We start from the raw sequence: 18,685 nt of genomic DNA on the forward strand, positions 1-18,685 counted from the left end.
AAATTTGCGCTTTCCCGGCTCCGATTCATCTCATTGGCGACCGGGGAGTCATCCACCAAAGCTGTGGATAACTTTGTGGGTAAGCCATCCTGGCGGCCCGCCAAACCGCGAAAATTCGCGGCCCTCTACAGATTGCTACATTTTTAAGCAGCTAAAAGTCTTTGTGAATCATATGCTTATGACATTGTTAAGGCTCTGTGACAGCGTTTTAGGCCGTTTCGGCCTTGAAGTGCGCGGTTGTGGACTTCCGCAGGCGCTTGTCTGCTGGCGATGCGGCCCCTCCGCGCTGTTTGAATCGGGCGCATGGTCTTGGGGTTATCCATGACGGCTCGCGTGTGGGGCGTTTCGGCCCTGATCAATGCCATCAGCGACAGCCTAGCTGCGCGCTTCCCCCTGTGCGTGGTGCGTGGCGAGATCAGCGGCTTCACGCGCGCCGCCAGCGGCCATGGCTATTTCACGCTGAAAGACGAAAACGGCGGCGCCAGTTTGCGCTGCGCCATCTTCCGCCGGGCCTTGTCCCAGGTCGATTTCACGCCCAGCGAAGGCATGCTGGTCGAGGTGCGCGGCAACCTCTCCGTGTACGAAGCGCGCGGCGAACTGCAGATGGTGGCGGAGGGCATGCAACGGGCTGGTGCCGGGGCCCTTTACGAGCAGTTTTTGCGCTTGAAGGCCAAGCTGGAGGCCGAGGGCCTGTTCGAGCCTTCGCGCAAGCGTGAGATCAGTCATTTTCCGCGCCGCGTGGCGGTGGTCACTTCGCTGGCGGCCGCGGCTTTGCGAGACGTGTTGACGACATTGCGGAGGCGCTCGCCGCATGTCGAGGTCGTGGTGGCACCATGCTCGGTGCAGGGTGTCGAGGCGCCCGCGCAGATCGTTTCGGCCTTGGCCCAGGTGGTGTTGAACCACCATGCGGGCATGGTCATCGACACTGTCATCGTGTGCCGGGGCGGCGGTTCGCTGGAGGATCTGTGGGCTTTTAACGACGAGCGGGTGGTGCGCGCCATCGCGCAATGCCCGATTCCGGTGATCAGTGGTGTCGGCCATGAAACCGATGTCACGCTGGTCGACTTTGTGGCCGACTTGCGGGCGCCAACGCCCACGGCCGCTGCTGAACTGGTGGCCCGTGCACAAGGGCAGGCCCAAGGCGACTTGGCCGCCATCGCCACCGCGATGGGCCAGAGGATGGGGCAGCGGCTGGATGGCTTGGCTCAGCGCCTGGACCAAGCCGCGATGCGCCTGGCTCGTCCGGCCCAGGCCTTGCGTGGGCATCGGCATGACCTGGCCTTGTTGGCGCAACGCATGCGGGGCGCCAGCCACCGTCGTGTGGGATTGGCCGCACAAGCCTTGCCGGCGTGGCATGCACGTTTGGTTCGGGCGGTTTCGCAGCAGCAATCGCACGCGCAGCATCAGGTCCATGCACTGCAAAACCGCCTGCATGCTCTGGACCCGCAGCGCGTGCTGGAGCGTGGCTACGCCTGGCTCAGCGATGCGAGTGGCCATGCGGTCACCAAAGCGTCGCAGGCCGGCGTAGGGGCCACCTTGGACGTGGTCTTGGCCGATGGTCGCTTGCAGGTCCAAGTGTCCAACCGATCCATTGACGCGGCGCTTTCATCCGCAGGAGAAGCCACAGCCGCCGACTGAGTTTTGCGGGCATCCTCGCGAATGCCTGGAGCACCTGCCTACAATCAGAAATTGTTCACGTTTTTAATTCCAAGAGGATCAAGCACCATGGCTCACACGCTCCCCCCCCTGCCTTACGCCCAAGACGCATTGGCCCCTCACTTGTCGAAAGAGACTTTCGAGTACCACTACGGCAAGCACCACCAGGCCTACGTCACCAACCTGAACAACCTGATTCCCGGCACCGAGTTCGAGAACCTGTCGCTTGAGGACACGATCAAGAAGTCCAGCGGTGGCGTCTACAACAACTCGGCCCAGATCTGGAACCACACCTTCTTCTGGAGTTGCATGAAGCCCCAGGGCGGTGGTGAGCCCACAGGTGCCTTGGCCGATGCCATCAACGCCAAGTTCGGCAGCTACGCCGCCTTCAAGGAAGCCTTCACCAAGTCGGCCGTGGGCAACTTCGGTTCGGGCTGGACCTGGTTGGTCAAGAAGCCCGATGGCACGGTGGACATCGTCAACACGGGCGCTGCTGGCACCCCGCTGACCACCGCCGACAAGGCGCTGCTGACCATCGACGTGTGGGAGCATGCCTACTACATCGACTACCGCAATGCGCGCCCCAAGTTCGTCGAGACCTTCCTGAACTCGCTGGTCAACTGGGATTTCGCGGCACAGAACTTTGCTTGAGCCTTTCAGGCTTCGTGAGCATCATCAAGCCGGGCAATGCCCGGCTTTTTTGTCGACCGGTTTTTGATGAAAAGACTTCAATACCCTTTCGTCATCTTTGGTATTTAGATGCTTTTGTGCCAAATACCGCTTAGCGGCTTGAGCGGTGGTACATTCGTCCTCGGTTTTTATCAGGCCCTTCCCGTCGCCTTTCTGGATCTTCAGAAGTCAGCAAGGCGGGTCGCAATCCGCCAACCGGTCAAGCCGTGTCGCGGAAGGTTTTCAACCAGCCATAACCCAGCAAACCTGGGAGTGAGGTCAGCGAAATGATGCAGCAGTTCAGGTCGAACTCGTACCTGTTCGGGGGAAACGCCCCGTACGTCGAAGAGTTGTACGAGGCCTATCTCGACAACCCGGGCTCCGTGCCCGACAACTGGCGGTCGTACTTCGACGCCTTGTCCAACGTCCCTGCCACGGACGGCTCCGATCACCGAGATGTGGCCCACGCGCCCGTCGTCGAATCGTTTGCCCAGCGCGCCAAGGCCAATGCCTTCATGGTCAAGACCAGCAGTGCTGATCTGGCCGTAGCCCGCAAGCAAGTCCATGTGCAGTCCTTGATTGCTGCCTATCGTTTCCTCGGCTCCCGTTGGGCCGACCTCGATCCCCTCAAGCGCCAGGAGCGCCCCAAGCTGCCCGAGCTGGAGCCCGCGTTCTACGACCTGACCGAGTCCGACATGGACATCACGTTCAGCGCCACGAACACCTACTTCACCAAGGCCGAGCAGATGTCCTTGCGTGACATCCTCCAGGCCCTGCGCGAAACGTATTGCGGCTCCATCGGTGCAGAGTTCATGCACATCACCGAGCCGACTGAAAAGCGCTGGTGGCAGGAAAAGCTGGAAAGCATCCGCTCCAAGCCTTCGTTCAGCGTCGAGAAGAAAAAGAACATCCTGGAGCGCCTCACCGCGTCGGAAGGCCTTGAGCGCTTCCTGCACACCAAATACGTGGGCCAGAAGCGCTTCTCGCTCGAAGGCGGCGAAAGCTTCATCGCCTGCATGGACGAACTGATCCAGCGCGGCGGCGAAAAGGGCGTGCAAGAAATCATCATTGGCATGGCCCACCGTGGCCGCCTGAACGTGCTGGTCAACACTCTGGGCAAGCAGCCCGCCGAGTTGTTCTCGGAGTTCGACCACACCGCCCCCGAGAATCTGCCCTCCGGCGACGTGAAGTACCACCAGGGCTTTTCAAGCGACGTGAGCACCGATGGTGGCCCGGTTCACTTGTCCCTGTCCTTCAACCCCTCGCATCTTGAGATCGTTAATCCGGTGATCGAAGGCTCGGTGAAGGCCCGCCAGGATCGCCGTGGCGACACCTCCGGTGACCAGGTCCTGCCCGTGCAAGTGCACGGCGATGCCGCCTTCGCCGGCCAGGGCGTGGTGATGGAAACGCTGGCATTGGCCCAGACCCGTGGCTACTACACGGGCGGCACGGTGCACATCGTCATCAACAACCAGATCGGCTTCACGACCTCCGACCCGCGCGACAGCCGCTCGACGCTGTACTGCACCGACGTGGTCAAGATGATCGAAGCGCCGGTGCTGCACGTCAATGGCGATGATCCAGAGGCCGTGGTGCTGTGCACGCAACTGGCCCTGGATTACCGCCAGGAGTTCAACAAGGACGTGGTCGTTGACATCGTCTGCTTCCGCAAGCTGGGCCACAACGAGCAAGACACGCCGTCGATGACTCAGCCGCTGATGTACAAGAAGATTGGCCAGCATCCTGGTACGCGCAAGGTTTACGGCGACAAGCTGGTGGCCCAGGGCACGATCGCGGCCGAGGTGCCCGACCAGATGGTCAAGGACTACCGCGCCGCAATGGAAGCCGGCAAGCACACGGTCGACCCGGTCCTGACCAACTTCAAAAGCAAGTACGCCGTCGATTGGACGCCTTACCTGAACAAGAAGTGGACCGACGCCGCAGACACCGCGCTGCCGCTGGCCGAGTTCCGCCGCCTGGCCGAACGCATCACCACCATCCCCGACAACTTCAAGCCGCACCCCCTGGTGCAAAAGGTCATTGACGACCGCGCGGCCATGGGCCGTGGCGAAGTGAACGTGGACTGGGGCATGGGTGAGCACATGGCCTTTGCCTCCCTGGTGGCTTCGGGCTACCCCGTGCGCTTGTCTGGCGAAGACTGCGGCCGCGGCACCTTCACTCACCGCCACTCGGTGCTGCACGACCAGAACCGTGAAAAGTGGGACACGGGCACTTACATCCCGCTGCAACACGTGGCCGACAACCAGGCCCCGTACGTTGTCATCGACTCCATCTTGTCGGAAGAAGCGGTGCTGGGCTTTGAATATGGCTACGCCAGTGCTGACCCGAACACCCTGGTGATCTGGGAAGCGCAGTTCGGCGACTTCGCCAATGGTGCGCAAGTGGTGATCGACCAGTTCATCGCATCGGGCGAAGTGAAGTGGGGCCGCGCCAATGGCCTCACGCTGATGCTGCCGCACGGCTACGAAGGGCAAGGTCCCGAGCACAGCTCGGCCCGCCTGGAGCGCTTCATGCAGCTGGCCGCTGACAACAACATGCAGATCTGCCAGCCCACCTCGGCCAGCCAGATCTTCCACCTGTTGCGCCGCCAGATGGTGCGCATGTTCCGCAAGCCCTTGGTCATCATGACGCCCAAGTCGCTGCTGCGCATGAAGGACGCGACCTCGCCGCTGACCGAGTTCACGCGCGGTGAGTTCCGCACCGTGATTCCCGAGACGGATGCGACAGTGGACAATGCCAGCGTCAAGCGTTTGATCGCCTGCTCGGGCAAGGTCTATTACGACCTGGTCAAGAAACGCGCCGAGAAGAAGAGCCTTGATACCGCCATCATCCGCGTTGAACAGCTCTATCCTTTCCCGCACAAGGCGTTCGCTGCCGAGTTGAAGAAGTACCCCAACCTGACCGACTTGGTCTGGTGCCAGGACGAGCCGCAAAACCAGGGCTCATGGTTCTTCGTGCAGCACTACATCCACGAAAACATGTCGGAAGGTCAGCGCCTGGGTTATGCCGGCCGGCCAGCTTCCGCCTCGCCAGCCGTGGGTTATGCGCACTTGCACCAAGAGCAGCTCAAAGCACTGCTTGATCAAGCCTTCGCCAAGCTCAAGGGCTTCGTCCTCACCAAATAAGTCATCGCGGGCGCCGCGCACAGCAATGGCTGGTGCGCGAGGTCGCCCTCGCGTCTGGAGAAAAATTCATGGCACTCATTGAAGTCAAAGTCCCCCAACTCTCGGAATCCGTGGCCGAAGCCACTTTGCTGAACTGGAAGAAAAAGCCCGGTGAAGCAGTCGCCCAGGACGAAATCCTGATTGAAATCGAGACCGACAAAGTCGTGCTCGAAGTCCCCGCCCCGGCCGCCGGCGTGATGGCCCAACTGGTTCGCAACGATGGCGACACCGTGGCCAGCGAAGAGGTGATTGCCCGCATCGACACCGAAGGCTCGGAAGCCGTGAGTCCCTTGCCTGTCAAGGCGCTGCCGCCTGAGGTGGCTTCCCCGGCGCCTGCCTCCGCTGCGGCGGCCTCGGCCGCTGGTGGTGCCAAGGCCGACGTGGCCATGCCCGCCGCCGCCAAGCTGCTGGCGGACAACAACCTGACCACGGCGCAAGTGCCTGGCACTGGCAAGGATGGCCGCGTCACCAAGGGCGATGTGTTGCAAGCCGTGGCGGGTGGCGCCGCAGCGCCCGCGCCAGCGGCGGCCCCCGCAGCGCCGGCCACCAAGGCCATCCCCACGGGTGTGCCTGCCACGTCCTTGCCCGCGGTGCAGGTGCCGGGCCTGCCCAACCTGTCTGATCGCCCTGAGCAGCGCGTGCCCATGAGCCGCCTGCGCGCCCGTGTTGCCGAGCGCCTGCTGCAGTCGCAAGCCACCAACGCCATCCTGACCACCTTCAACGAGGTGAACATGGCGCCGGTGATGGAGATGCGCAAGAAGTTCCAGGAAAAGTTCGAGAAGGAACATGGCGTCAAGCTGGGCTTCATGAGCTTCTTCGTTAAGGCGGCGGTGCACGCGCTCAAGAAGTACCCGGTCATCAACGCCTCGATCGATGGCAATGACATCGTGTACCACGGTTACTTCGACATCGGCGTGGCCGTGGGTTCGCCCCGTGGTCTGGTGGTGCCGGTGCTGCGCAATGTTGATCAGATGACCTTCGCCGAGATCGAAAAGAAGATCGCCGAGTTCGGCGTCAAGGCCCGTGACGGCAAGCTGGGCCTGGAAGAATTGACCGGTGGCACTTTCTCCATCTCCAACGGTGGTGTGTTCGGCTCAATGCTGTCCACCCCCATCATCAACCCGCCACAGTCGGCCATCCTGGGCGTGCACGCCACCAAGGACCGTGCCGTGGTCGAGAACGGTCAGATCGTGATCCGACCGATCAACTACCTGGCCATGTCTTATGACCACCGCATCATTGACGGCCGCGAAGCCGTGCTGGGCCTGGTGGCCATGAAGGAAGCGCTGGAAGACCCAGCCCGCCTGCTGTTCGACATCTGACCCCATAACTTGTTTTTTGCGGCCGGGCGCGCCTCACAAGGGCGCGCTCCTGACTTGCAAACCCAGGAGCTTTTCCCATGTCCCAAGAATTCGACGTCATCGTCATCGGTGGTGGCCCCGGTGGCTACATCGCCGCCATCCGTGCGGCCCAACTCGGCTTCAAGGTCGCCTGCCTCGACGAGTGGAAGAACGCCAAGGGCGGCCCCGCACCCGGCGGCACCTGCACGAACGTGGGTTGCATCCCGTCCAAGGCGCTGCTGCAGTCGTCCGAGCACTATGAGCAAGCCGGCCACCACTTCGCCGACCACGGCATCAACGTCGAAGGCCTGAGCCTTGACCTGGCCAAGCTGCTGGGCCGCAAGGACACCGTCGTCAAGCAGAACAACGACGGCATCCTTTACCTGTTCAAGAAGAACAAGATCACCTTCTTCCATGGTCGTGGCTCGTTCACGAAGGCGGCCGATGGTGGCTATGAAATCGCGGTGGCTGGCGACAAGCCCGACACCTTGAAGGGCAAGCACATCATCCTGGCCACAGGTTCGAACGCGCGCCAGTTGCCCGGCACGCCCTTCGATGAAACGCAGATCCTGTCGAACGATGGCGCGTTGCGCATCGGCGATGTGCCTTCGAGGCTGGGCGTGGTTGGCTCGGGCGTGATCGGCCTGGAGATGGGCTCGGTCTGGCGCCGCCTGGGTGCCGAAGTCACCATCCTCGAAGCGTTGCCGGGCTTCCTGGGTGCGGTCGACGAGCAGGTGGCCAAGGAGGCCCAGAAGGCCTTCACCAAGCAAGGTTTGAAGTTCCAGTTCGGTGTGAAGATCACCGAGGTCAAGGCCGGCAAGAAGGGCGTGTCCGTGGCCTACACGGACTCTGCTGGCGCCGCGCAAAAGCTGGACGTGGACAAGCTCATCGTCTCGATCGGCCGGGTGCCCAACACCAACGGCTTGAACGCCGAGGCCGTGGGCCTGAAGCTGGATGAACGCGGTGCCATCGTGGTGGACGACGACTGCAAGACCAACCTGCCCAATGTGTGGGCGATTGGCGATGTGGTGCGTGGGCCCATGCTGGCGCACAAGGCAGAAGAAGAAGGCGTGGCGGTGGCCGAGCGCATCGCAGGCCAGCATGGCCACGTCAACTTCAACACGATTCCCTGGGTGATTTACACCAGCCCGGAGATCGCCTGGGTCGGCAAAACCGAACAGGCGTTGAAAGCGGAGGGCCGGCCCTACAAGGCCGGTTCCTTCCCCTTTGCCGCCAACGGACGCGCGCGCGCGCTGGGCGACACCACCGGTTTCGTGAAGTTCCTGGCCGACGAGAAGACCGACGAGATCCTCGGTGTGCACATCATTGGCCCGCAGGCCAGCGAATTGATCTCGGAGGCCGTGGTGGCCATGGAATTCAAGGCCAGCGCCGAGGACATCGCGCGGATCTGCCATGCGCACCCCTCATTGAGCGAAGCCACCAAGGAAGCGGCGCTCGCCGTGGACAAGCGCACCTTAAACTTCTGACCTCACGGATCAGCACAGACAAGGGGCGGCCAAGGTCGCCCCGATTTCTTTCATGGCAGCGCAGCAATCCAACATCACCGTCACCGATCTGTATTACCAGAGCTTGAAAGAGCGGGGATACCAGGCCGACGCGGCCCAGCTCAAGGGCATCGCCGCCTTGCAGCGTTGTCAGGATGAATGGTCGGTCTACAAGGCGCAGCGCTCCAATGCCTTGACCAAGATGCTGCGCTACCCAAACCTGCCCAAGGGCGTGTACCTGTACGGCGGGGTGGGGCGTGGCAAGAGCTTCATCATGGACTGTTTCTTCCAGGCCGTGCCCCTGGAGCGCAAGACCCGTCTGCACTTTCACGAGTTCATGCGCGAGGTGCACCGGCAGTTGCTGGAACTGAAAGGGCAAGCCGACCCGCTGGAGATCCTGGCCAAGCGCATGGGGCGCCGCCACCGCATCGTCTGTTTTGATGAATTCCATGTGGCCGACGTGACCGATGCGATGATCCTGCACCGCTTGCTGGACGCGATGTTCCGCAACCGCATGAGCATCATCACCACGTCCAATTTCCACCCCGACCAGCTGTACCCCAACGGCTTGCACCGTGACCGCATCCTGCCGGCCATCGAGTTGCTGAAAAACCAGTTGGAGGTGGTCAATGTGGACAACGGTACCGACTACCGTCAGCGCACGCTGGAGCTGGCCAACCTGTACCTGACCCCTTTGGGCCCCGAGGTGGATGGTCAGATGACTGAGATCTTCAATCAGTTGGCCGAATCAGCTGACGAGGATCCCACCTTGAACATCGAGCACCGCGTGTTGAAGGCCCGCAGGCGTGCTGGTGGTGTGGTGTGGTTTGACTTCCAGACTTTGTGTGGCGGCCCACGTTCGCAGAACGACTACCTGGAACTGGCCACGCGTTTTCACACGATTGTGCTCACCGAGGTGCCGCTCATGCCCGTGCGCCTGGCTGCCGAGGCGCGCCGCTTCACCTGGCTCGTGGATGTACTCTATGACCGGCGGGTCAAGTTGGTGGTGTCAGCCGCCGTGCCGCCTGAGCAGCTTTACACCGATGGCCCCTTGGCGCACGAATTTCCCCGCACGGTGTCTCGCCTGAACGAGATGCAGTCCAAGGAATACCTCAGTGAAGAAAAGCGCAACGTTGACACTTCGCTGACCTGAGGTCAGTGCGAAGCCTCAATGCGCACCAGCGCCAGCGACAGGTTGTCGCCCCCGGCACGTGCGCGGTGGCGTGCCTTGCCCACCAGCATTTCAGCCGCCTCGCGGGGCGGCAAGGTGTGAACGATGGCTCCCAGTTCTTTGGGCGTGAAGTAGTGCCACAGGCCATCACTGCAAACGAGCAATGAGTCGCCCACTTCCAGCTGGTGGATGTGGTGGAGGGTGGTGGGTGGATCTTGTTGCGTGCCCAGACACCCCGTCAGCAGGTTGGACTGAGGATGCACATTGGCTTCTTCTTCGGTGATCTGGCCTTCGTTCACCAGGCGCTGCACGAAAGAGTGGTCCATGGTCCGATGCATCATTTCCGGACCCCTGAAGTGGTACGCGCGCGAGTCGCCCGCATGCACAAACACCGCCGACAAATCGGGATTGATGATGAACGCAGCCACCGTGCTGTGAGGCTCTTCCTCAAAAGCGATGGCCGTGAGCTTGATCATGAGGTGGGATTCCTCGACCAGCTGCTGGAGGTTCTGGCCCGCCTCGTCCTTGGATGGGACATAACGGTCAAACACCTGGCGTGAGGTCATGATCACCTGATCGGCGGCCTTGCGGCCCCCGCTTTTACCGCCCATGCCATCGGCCACGACCGCCAGCAGGCAGCCGGGCGTTCGGGGGTGAGGCAAGATTTCGACCTGGTCTTGCTGGTAAGGCCGGTCGCCTTTGTGGATGCCGGTGGCGGCCACGAGGCGATAACTGGTCGGTGTCAGAGTCATTGGAAAACTATAATCCCTAAATGATGGGGTCCGAGGGGCGGCGAGCCTTCGGGTCATCCCTTGTTCAGGCGCCTGTCAGCGAGTACTGTTGCGTACCAGATGCAAGAAAACCTGCATTCCCCTCATCGCCAGTTGATCGAGTTGCGCATGGAGCATGCCGACCTCGACAACCTGATCGATCTTGCGGCCGAACAGGCCCCTGTTGACGAGTTGACCTTGCGTCGGCTCAAGAAGCGCCGCTTGTTGCTGCGGGATCGCATTGCGCGACTCGAGCGCATGTTGGACCCCAAGGAGCCTGCCTGAGGCGCTGCTGTCAGGCGTTGGACGGCGCAATGGCTTCCAGCAATTCAGTTTCGAGCTTGAGTTGTGCTCGATCCTGGCGCAGGCCAGGACCCGTGACCAAAAAAGTGTCTTCCACGCGCTCACCCAATGTGCTGACCTTGGCCAGTTGAACGTTCACCTGGTGGCGCGCCAGCACCCGGGCGATCACGTAGAGCAGGCCTGATCGGTCGCTGGCCGACACACTGAGCAGCCAGCGTTGCGCGCGTTCGTCCGGACGCAGGCTGACGCGGGGTGGCACAGGAAACGACTTCACTCGCCTGGACAGCCGACCCTTGCTGGGCTCGTGCAAGGGCAGGTCGGAGGCGCAGGCGGCAGCCAATTGGTTCTCGACCAGCGCGATCAAATCGCGGTAATGCACCCCCTCCTGCGATGAGTTGGGCGCGGACATGATCTGAAACGTGTCCAGCGCATAACCGCCGTTGGTGGTATGGATGCGGGCGTCTTGAATGGTGAAGCCAGCGCGGTCAAAGTAGCCGCAGATGCGGGCGAACAGGTCGGCCCGGTCAGGTGCATAGACCAGCACCTGCAGCCCTTCCCCGGCCGGTGACAGGCGGGCGCGCACGATGGGCTCGGGGGTGTCCACCAGTTGCCACAGGCAGCGCGTGTGCCAGGCGATGTCGGGGGCGTCGTGTCGAGCAAAGTAGCTCATGTCCAACGTTTTCCACAACGATGCCTCGATGCCTTCGGGCAGGTAGTACAGGGCCAGCGAGTGCCTGGCTTGCTGTTTGCGGGCTTCAATCTCGGCGTCCATGTGCGGACGGGCGCCGCCCAGGGCGCGCAAAGCCAGCTTGTACAGGTCTTCCAGCAGCTTGCCTTTCCAGGCGTTCCAGACCTTCGGGCTGGTGCCCCGGATGTCGGCCACGGTCAGCAGGTAAAGGCCGGTGAGGGCGCGTTCGCTGCCCATGCGTTTGGCAAAGGCCTGGATGACTTCAGGATCGCTGAGGTCTTCCTTTTGAGCCACACGGGACAAGGTCAGGTGCTCGCCCACCAGGAACTGGATCAGCTTGGTGTCCTCAGGGCTGATGCCATGGGCCTTGCAGAAGCGGTGCACTTCCTGGACGCCCAGTTCGGAATGATCACCACCGCGCCCCTTGGCCACGTCGTGGAACAGGGCGGCGATGTAGAGGATCCACGGCTTGTCCCATTCGGCGGCCAGTTGGGTACAGAAAGGGTACTCGTGCGCATGCTCGGGGATGAAGAAGCGGCGCACATTGCGCACCACCATCAAAATGTGCTGGTCCACGGTGTAGACGTGGAACAGGTCGTGCTGCATCTGGCCCACGATGCGGCGGAAGACCCACAGGTAGCGCCCCAGCACCGAGGTCTGGTTCAGCAGCCGCATCACACGGGTCAGACCATGCGGCTCCTTCAGGATCGCCATGAAGGTCTGCCGATTGACCGGGTCATTGCGGAAGTCGGCATCCATGAGGTCGCGACCGTTGTACAGCGCGCGCAATGTGCGTGCCGACAAGCCCTTCATGGTGTTGTCGTGCTGCAGCACCAGGAAGGTTTCCAGGATGGCATGGCGGTCGCGCTGGTAGAGATCGTCGCTGACCACTTCCAGAAAACCGCCTCGGTCCAGGAACTTGTCATTGATGGGACGCATGGGCGCGTCTTGTGAGCCCAGGATGCGCTCTTCAATGTTCAGCATCAGGATCTGGTTGAGCTGCGTGACGGCTTTGGCAGCCCAGTAATAGCGCCGCATCAGGGCTTCGCTGGCGCGCAGGGCGGGCGTGTTCACGTAGCCGAAGGTTTCGGCCACCCCGGCTTGCAAATCGAACACCAGGCGGTCTTCGCGGCGGCCGGCCACTTGATGAAGTCGGGCGCGGATCAGCTTGAGCAGGCCTTCATTGCGCTGCAGCTGGCGGGCTTCAAAAGCGGTCAGCAGGCCCTTGACGGCCAACTCGTGCCAGTTCTTGCCAAACCCGGCCGCGCGGGCCACCCAAAGCACCACTTGCAGGTCACGAAGCCCACCTGGGCTTTCCTTGCAATTGGGCTCCAGGGCGTATGGGGTGTCCTCGTACTTGTGGTGGCGCTGGCGCAGCTCCAAGGTCTTGGCGCGCATGAAGGTGGGCGCATCCAGGTGCTTGAGCGTCGCTTCTTTCAGCTCCTCGAAGCGGGCTTTGGATCCGCACAAAAAGCGGGCTTCCAACAAGGCGGTCTGGACCGTGACGTCTCGCTGGGCTTCTTCGCTGCACTCTTCAACGCTGCGCACACTGGAGCCAATCTCCAGGCCGATGTCCCAGCAGGCGCTGATGAAACTTTCAACGCTTTGGGTCAGGCCTTCGTCGCCCGCGGCAGAGGGGGACACGGGCAACAGCACCAGCACATCGATGTCGGAATGCGGGAACAACTCACCCCGGCCGTAGCCGCCCACGGCCACCAGAGTGGCCCCTTTGGGCATGTGGTGGGCATCCCAGAGCAGCATCAAGCTGCGGTCCACGGCCTTGGCGGTGTTGTGCAGCAGCCGCGTGGCCGAGGCCGCGATGGGCCGGGCGTTGGCGAACTGGGTCAGCAGGTCGGTTTTGGCGGTGCGCAGTTGCGTGCGCAACGCCGGGATGTCCAGGGCCATGGGTACAGCGGTCACGCTCAAGCCTGGGTGGTGATGAAGGCGGGCGGAGGCGGGCTGCCAGCCGACAGGGTCAGCACTTCGTAGCCAGTCTCGGTGACCAGCACGGTGTGCTCCCATTGCGCCGACAGTGAGTGGTCCTTGGTGACGATGGTCCAGCCGTCGGGCAGGGCCTTGATGTCGCGCTTGCCGGCGTTCACCATGGGCTCTATGGTGAAGGTCATGCCGGCCTTGAGTTCCTCAAGGGTGCCTGCGCGGCCATAGTGCAGCACTTGCGGCTCTTCGTGGAAGCGTTGGCCGATGCCGTGGCCGCAGTATTCGCGCACCACCGAGAAGCCCTGGTTTTCAACAAAGGTCTGGATCGCATTGCCGATGTCACCCAGGCGCACGCCGGGCTTGACCTTGGCGATGCCGCGCCACATGGCCTCATAAGTCAGGTTGCACAGGCGCTTGGCCGCGATGGAGCCTTCGCCGACCACGAACATGCGGCTGGTGTCGCCGTGCCAGCCGTCCTTGATGACGGTGATGTCGAGGTTGACGATGTCGCCATTCTTCAGCGCTCGGTCGTTGGGGATGCCGTGGCAGATCGTGTGGTTGACCGAGGTGCAGATCGACTTGGGGTAGGGCGAGTGGCCGCCGGGCGCGTAGTTCAGGGGCGCCGGGATGGTGCCTTGCACCTCGACCATGTAGTCATGCGCCAGTTTGTCCAACTGGTCCGTGGTCACGCCCGGTTTGACGAAGGGGGTGAGGTAGTCCAGCACCTCGGAGGCGAGGCGGCCAGCGAGGCGCATGGCGTCAATCTCGGCGCCTGTTTTGATGGTGATGCTCATGGGCCGGATTATCCCGATTTCAGGGCTCACTAGAAACGACAAGGGCATCAGAAAGCGGTTGCACATGCTCATAGCCGCTTAAAATGCCGGGTTTCCTCGCACGCCTGCCCAACGAAAGCCCTGAAAGGGGCCCCACGCCGTGACCGATCGCACCCACCACCTGATGCATTTCGAGGGCGGAAACGCCCTGGCCCCTCACCAAGTTCAGGCTTTGCTGCCCAAACTGCAGGCCATCAACCCCAAGATCATCGGCGTGCATGCCCGCCATGTGCATTGGGTGTCGGCCGATCACGGCCTGTCATCGAACGAGTCGGACACGCTGATTGGCCTGCTGACCTACGGCGATCCTTACCAAGGCTCGACCGAGGGCGACCTGATCGTGGTCATGCCCCGCCTGGGCACGGTCTCGCCTTGGGCGTCCAAGGCCACGGACATCGCGCACAACTGTGGCTTGAAGATCCGCCGGGTCGAGCGTGTCACCGAGTACCGCCTGACCTTGAAGTCTGGGTTGCTGGGAGCCATCACCGGGGGCGGCAAGCCCCTGACGCCGACCGAGTTGAGCACCGCCGCGGCGCTGCTGCACGACCGCATGACCGAAAGCGTGGCCCTGTCGCGCGACGAGGCACGACACCTGTTCGACGAAAAGCCTGGCCAGCCCATGGAGCACGTGGACGTGCTGGGCCAAGGCCGCAGCGCGCTGGAATCTGCCAACAAGACCTTCGGCCTGGCTTTGTCGGATGATGAAATCGACTACCTGGTCAACGCCTTTACCGGATTGAAGCGCAACCCGACCGACGTTGAGCTGATGATGTTCGCGCAGGCCAACAGCGAGCACTGCCGCCACAAGATTTTCAACGCCCAGTTCACCATCGATGGCCAAGCGCAAGACCTGTCGATGTTCGGCATGATCCGCAACACCGAAAAGCTCAACCCGCAACACACGGTGGTGGCCTATTCCGACAACGCCTCGGTGATGGAGGGCCACGAGATCGAGCGCTGGATGCCGGCGGGCTACACCAACGCGCCCCAGTACCAGGCCAGGCCTGAATTGGCCCACGTGCTGATGAAGGTCGAGACGCACAACCACCCCACGGCGATTTCGCCTTATCCCGGTGCATCAACGGGCGCGGGTGGCGAGATCCGTGATGAAGGCGCTACGGGCCGCGGTTCGCGTCCCAAGGCTGGCCTGACAGGCTTCTCGGTGTCCAACCTGCACCTGCCCGGCACCAACGAGCCTTGGGAGCAGAACCCGGTCGGCAAGCCCGAGCACATCGCCAGTCCGCTGCAGATCATGATCGACGGCCCCCTGGGGGGCGCCGCCTTCAACAACGAATTCGGCCGGCCCAACCTGGCGGGCTATTTCCGCGTGTACGAGCAAACCGTGGGCGAGGGTGCCGACGCCATCCGCCGTGGTTACCACAAGCCCATCATGATCGCGGGCGGCCTGGGCACGATCGCGTCCACGCAGACGCACAAAGTCCAGTTCCCGGCCGGCACCTTGCTGATCCAGCTGAGCGGCCCCGGCATGCGCATTGGCATGGGCGGCAGCGCGGCCAGTTCCATGGCCGCTGGCACCAACGCGGCCGATCTGGACTTTGACTCCGTGCAGCGTGGCAACCCCGAGATCCAGCGCCGTGCGCAAGAGGTCATCAACCACTGCTGGAACCTCGGCGCCAGCAACCCCATCCTGGCCATCCACGACGTGGGCGCGGGCGGCATCTCCAATGCCTTCCCTGAACTGGTTGATGGCGCGGGCAAGGGCGCCCGTTTCGACCTGAGCAAAGTGCCGCTGGAAGAGTCCGGCCTGGCCCCGAAAGAAATCTGGTGCAACGAAAGCCAGGAGCGTTACGTCCTGGCGATCGCGCCTGAAAGCCTGCCCATCTTCACCGCCATGTGCGAGCGCGAGCGCTGCCCCTTCGGCGTCGTGGGCGTGACCACCGAAGAATGCCAACTGGTGCTGGAAGACACGGCCCTGGCCAACCCCGATGCCGACCGCCCGATCGACATGCCGATGGACGTGCTGCTGGGCAAGCCGCCCAAGATGCACCGCGACGTCAAAAGTGTTCAACGTGACGGCGGTAAGATCGAGCTGACCAGCGTCTCGCTCGACAAGGTGGCGCTCGACGTGCTGCGCCACCCCACTGTGGCCAGCAAGCGCTTTTTGATCACCATCGGCGACCGCACCGTGGGTGGCCTGAACCACCGTGACCAGATGGTCGGCCCATGGCAAGTGCCCGTGGCCGATTGCGCCGTCACCTTGGCCGACTTCAAAGGCTTCGCAGGCGAAGCCATGAGCATGGGCGAGCGCACGCCGCTGGCCGCCGTCAACGCACCCGCGTCGGGCCGCATGGCCGTGGCTGAGGCCATCACCAACCTGCTGGCTGCGCCCATCGAACTGAACCGCGTCAAGCTGTCCGCCAACTGGATGGCCGCTTGCGGTGAGGCGGGTGAAGACGCCGCCTTGTACGAAACCGTGCGCGCGGTGGGCATGGCGCTGTGCCCGGCTTTGGGCGTCTCCATCCCGGTTGGCAAGGATTCGCTGTCGATGCGCACGCGCTGGTCTTCTGAACAAGGCGAAACGAAGCAGGTGACCGCACCTGTGTCCTTGATCGTGACCGCTTTCGCGTCCATCCCTGATGTGCGCCCCACGCTCACGCCGCAATTGATCGTTCAAGAGGCTGGCCAGTCGCTGGACACGACCCTGATCCTGGTCGACCTGGGCCAAGGGCAGGGCCGTTTAGGCGGCTCGATCCTGTCGCAAGTGTTGAACCAGTTCGGCAACGCCGTGCCCGATCTGGACAACCCAGAGTTGCTCAAGCAACTGGTGAGCGCCGTCAACGCTCTGCGCTCGCAAGGCAAGCTGCTGGCCTACCACGATCGTGCCGACGGCGGCCTGTGGGCCACGGCCTGCGAGATGGCTTTTGCCGGCCACACCGGCATCAGCCTGAACGTGGACATGCTCGTCACCGAAGGCGATGGCATCAGCGACAGCCGAGCCGACATGGGCGATTCGAAGAACTGGGCCGGCCAGGTGGGCGAACGCCGCAACGAGCTGACCTTGAAAGCGCTGTTCAACGAAGAACTGGGCGTGGTGCTGCAAGTGCGCACCGCTGAGCGCGATGCCGTGTTGCAGACCCTGCGCGAGCATGGCCTGTCCAAGCACAGCCACGTCATCGGCAAGCCCAACGCCAAGGGCATGGTCGAAGTCTGGCGCGATGCCAAGGCCGTGTTCAGCGCACCGCTGGAGCAATTGCACAAGACGTGGGACGAAGTCAGCTGGCGCATCGCGCAACTGCGCGACAACCCCGCCTGCGCCGACAGCGAGCACGCCGCCGTGGGCCTGGCCAGCGACCCTGGCCTGCACGTGCAGCTGAGCTTTGACCCCTCGGACAACGTGGCCGCGCCCTTCATCAACCAGTCGCGACCCAAGGTCGCGATCCTGCGTGAGCAGGGCGTCAACAGCCACCTGGAAATGGCCTACGCCATGCACCTGGGCGGCTTCGACACCTTCGACGTGCACATGAGCGACCTGCAGGCCGGCCGCGCCCGCCTGGACCAGTTCAAGGGCTTCATTGCCTGCGGTGGTTTCAGCTACGGCGATACCTTGGGTGCTGGCGAAGGCTGGGCCCGCTCGATCATGTTCAACGCCTTGCTGGCCGAGCAGTTCGCCGCCTTCTTTGGCCGCACGGACACCTTCGCATTGGGCATCTGCAATGGTTGCCAGATGCTGGCGGCACTCAGCCCCATCATCCCTGGCGCGCAAGACTGGCCCAAGTTCACGCACAACCAGAGCACGCGCTTCGAGGCTCGCCTGAGCCAGGTCGAGGTGTTGGAAAGCCCCTCGTTGTTCTTCGCCGGCATGGCCGGTAGCCGGATGCCCATCGCCGTGGCCCATGGCGAAGGCTTCGCCGATTTCTCGCAGCGCGGCAATGCCCAGCAGGTCAAGCAGGCGCTGCGCTTCGTGGATCACACCGGCGCGGCCACCGAGGCCTATCCCTTCAACCCGAACGGAAGCCCCGGTGGCCTGACTGCCGTGACCACGGCCGATGGCCGCTTCACGGCCATGATGCCGCACCCCGAGCGCGTGTTCCGCAATGTGCAGTTGAGCTGGACCAGTGGTGACAAAGCCGCGCACAGCCCCTGGCTGCGCCTCTTCCAGAACGCCCGCCGCTGGGTGGGCTGAGCGTTCTGATCAGGTCAGGCTGGCAACAGCTTGACCTGCCATTGACCACCCTCGGCGATCAAGTTGATCAGGCGGTCGATGTTGGGGTGTTTGCCAGGGTTGGCGCGGGCGTCCACCGTGTGTTCGGCGTAGAGGTCCAGACCGCGTGAGGCGGCTTCGGCGTTGATGATGCCAGCCGCATCAGCCAAGGCCGCGTAGACGGCCAGCGAACCAGCCTGCCCCGGCTTGTTTTCAATCGTGGCCACCACGGCGCCCGAGGCGTCGGTCAATTGCAGACCTGCCAGGTGTGAAACGGCCGGGAGTTGTTGGAGGTTGTCGCTGAAAGCCATGTTGCTCGTGGGTTAAAAGTCAGGGCGCCATTGTCTTCGACGCGGCCCGCATTCTGGTGGGCAAGGGGGGTTTTGTCGCAGGCGGCATACCGCATGCGCCTATAATGCCGCTTTACCACCGCAGCGTTTGGCGTAATGAGCCAACGCTAACGCG

12 protein-coding genes are annotated in these 18,685 nt (G+C 62.8%); 8 read left to right on the plus strand and 4 right to left on the minus strand.

Going from position 1 to position 18,685, the window contains the following annotated elements; all coding sequences use genetic code 11:
- Positions 1-321: 321 nt before the first annotated feature.
- The 6 genes from xseA to zapE all read left to right on the plus strand — a co-directional run bounded on the left by xseA (position 322) and on the right by zapE (position 9,508).
- Entirely contained in the window at positions 322-1,638 is a 1,317-nt protein-coding gene (gene xseA, locus LQ232_RS13135; protein WP_230180801.1) for an exodeoxyribonuclease VII large subunit, read from the plus strand.
- An 87-nt stretch (positions 1,639-1,725) separates the two neighbouring features.
- Complete coding sequence (locus LQ232_RS13140) at positions 1,726-2,307, plus strand: superoxide dismutase (RefSeq protein ID WP_230180802.1); 582 nt, start codon at positions 1,726-1,728, stop codon at positions 2,305-2,307.
- Positions 2,308-2,612: 305 nt separating this feature from the next.
- The gene (locus tag LQ232_RS13145) at positions 2,613-5,471 is read left to right on the plus strand and encodes a 2-oxoglutarate dehydrogenase E1 component (RefSeq protein ID WP_230180803.1); all 2,859 of its coding nucleotides are present in this window, start codon (positions 2,613-2,615) and stop codon (positions 5,469-5,471) included.
- Between the two features lie 68 nt (positions 5,472-5,539).
- Positions 5,540-6,832 carry a 2-oxoglutarate dehydrogenase complex dihydrolipoyllysine-residue succinyltransferase gene (odhB, locus tag LQ232_RS13150; protein WP_230180804.1) on the plus strand — a complete coding sequence of 431 codons (1,293 nt, stop codon included), beginning with the start codon at positions 5,540-5,542 and terminating at the stop codon, positions 6,830-6,832.
- Between the two features lie 77 nt (positions 6,833-6,909).
- Positions 6,910-8,337, plus strand: coding sequence for a dihydrolipoyl dehydrogenase (lpdA, locus tag LQ232_RS13155; RefSeq protein ID WP_230180805.1), 1,428 nt, complete (start codon positions 6,910-6,912; stop codon positions 8,335-8,337).
- A 73-nt stretch (positions 8,338-8,410) separates the two neighbouring features.
- Positions 8,411-9,508 carry a cell division protein ZapE gene (gene zapE, locus LQ232_RS13160; protein WP_371820286.1) on the plus strand — a complete coding sequence of 366 codons (1,098 nt, stop codon included), beginning with the start codon at positions 8,411-8,413 and terminating at the stop codon, positions 9,506-9,508.
- A 2-nt stretch (positions 9,509-9,510) separates the two neighbouring features.
- Here zapE and LQ232_RS13165 read toward each other — a convergent pair whose 3' ends face one another.
- Complete coding sequence (locus LQ232_RS13165; protein ID WP_230180807.1) at positions 9,511-10,278, minus strand: PP2C family serine/threonine-protein phosphatase; 768 nt, start codon at positions 10,276-10,278, stop codon at positions 9,511-9,513.
- Positions 10,279-10,377: 99 nt separating this feature from the next.
- On the opposite strand from LQ232_RS13165, the gene LQ232_RS13170 reads away from it, so the two are divergent.
- Positions 10,378-10,581: a DUF465 domain-containing protein gene (locus LQ232_RS13170; RefSeq protein WP_230180808.1), complete on the plus strand. Its 204-nt coding sequence runs from the start codon at positions 10,378-10,380 to the stop codon at positions 10,579-10,581.
- Positions 10,582-10,591: 10 nt separating this feature from the next.
- On the opposite strand, the gene LQ232_RS13175 is transcribed toward LQ232_RS13170, so the two are convergent.
- Both LQ232_RS13175 and map read right to left on the minus strand, forming a co-directional pair.
- Positions 10,592-13,192, minus strand: coding sequence for a [protein-PII] uridylyltransferase (locus tag LQ232_RS13175; protein ID WP_230181592.1), 2,601 nt, complete (start codon positions 13,190-13,192; stop codon positions 10,592-10,594).
- Positions 13,193-13,209: 17 nt separating this feature from the next.
- Positions 13,210-14,019 (minus strand): type I methionyl aminopeptidase, encoded by an 810-nt coding sequence (gene map, locus LQ232_RS13180; protein WP_230180809.1) that lies wholly within the window; start codon positions 14,017-14,019, stop codon positions 13,210-13,212.
- Positions 14,020-14,182: 163 nt separating this feature from the next.
- Here map and purL point away from each other — a divergent pair, with 163 nt between their 5' ends.
- Positions 14,183-18,202, plus strand: coding sequence for a phosphoribosylformylglycinamidine synthase (gene purL, locus LQ232_RS13185; protein WP_230181593.1), 4,020 nt, complete (start codon positions 14,183-14,185; stop codon positions 18,200-18,202).
- 14 nt (positions 18,203-18,216) lie between these two features.
- Here purL and LQ232_RS13190 read toward each other — a convergent pair whose 3' ends face one another.
- On the minus strand, positions 18,217-18,531 hold the full coding sequence (locus tag LQ232_RS13190) for a DUF2322 family protein (RefSeq protein WP_230180810.1): 315 nt from the start codon (positions 18,529-18,531) through the stop codon (positions 18,217-18,219).
- Positions 18,532-18,685: the final 154 nt, after the last annotated feature.

Origin of the sequence: Aquabacterium sp. CECT 9606 (assembly GCF_918741295.1) — a bacterium.
GTDB lineage: Bacteria > Pseudomonadota > Gammaproteobacteria > Burkholderiales > Burkholderiaceae_C > Aquabacterium.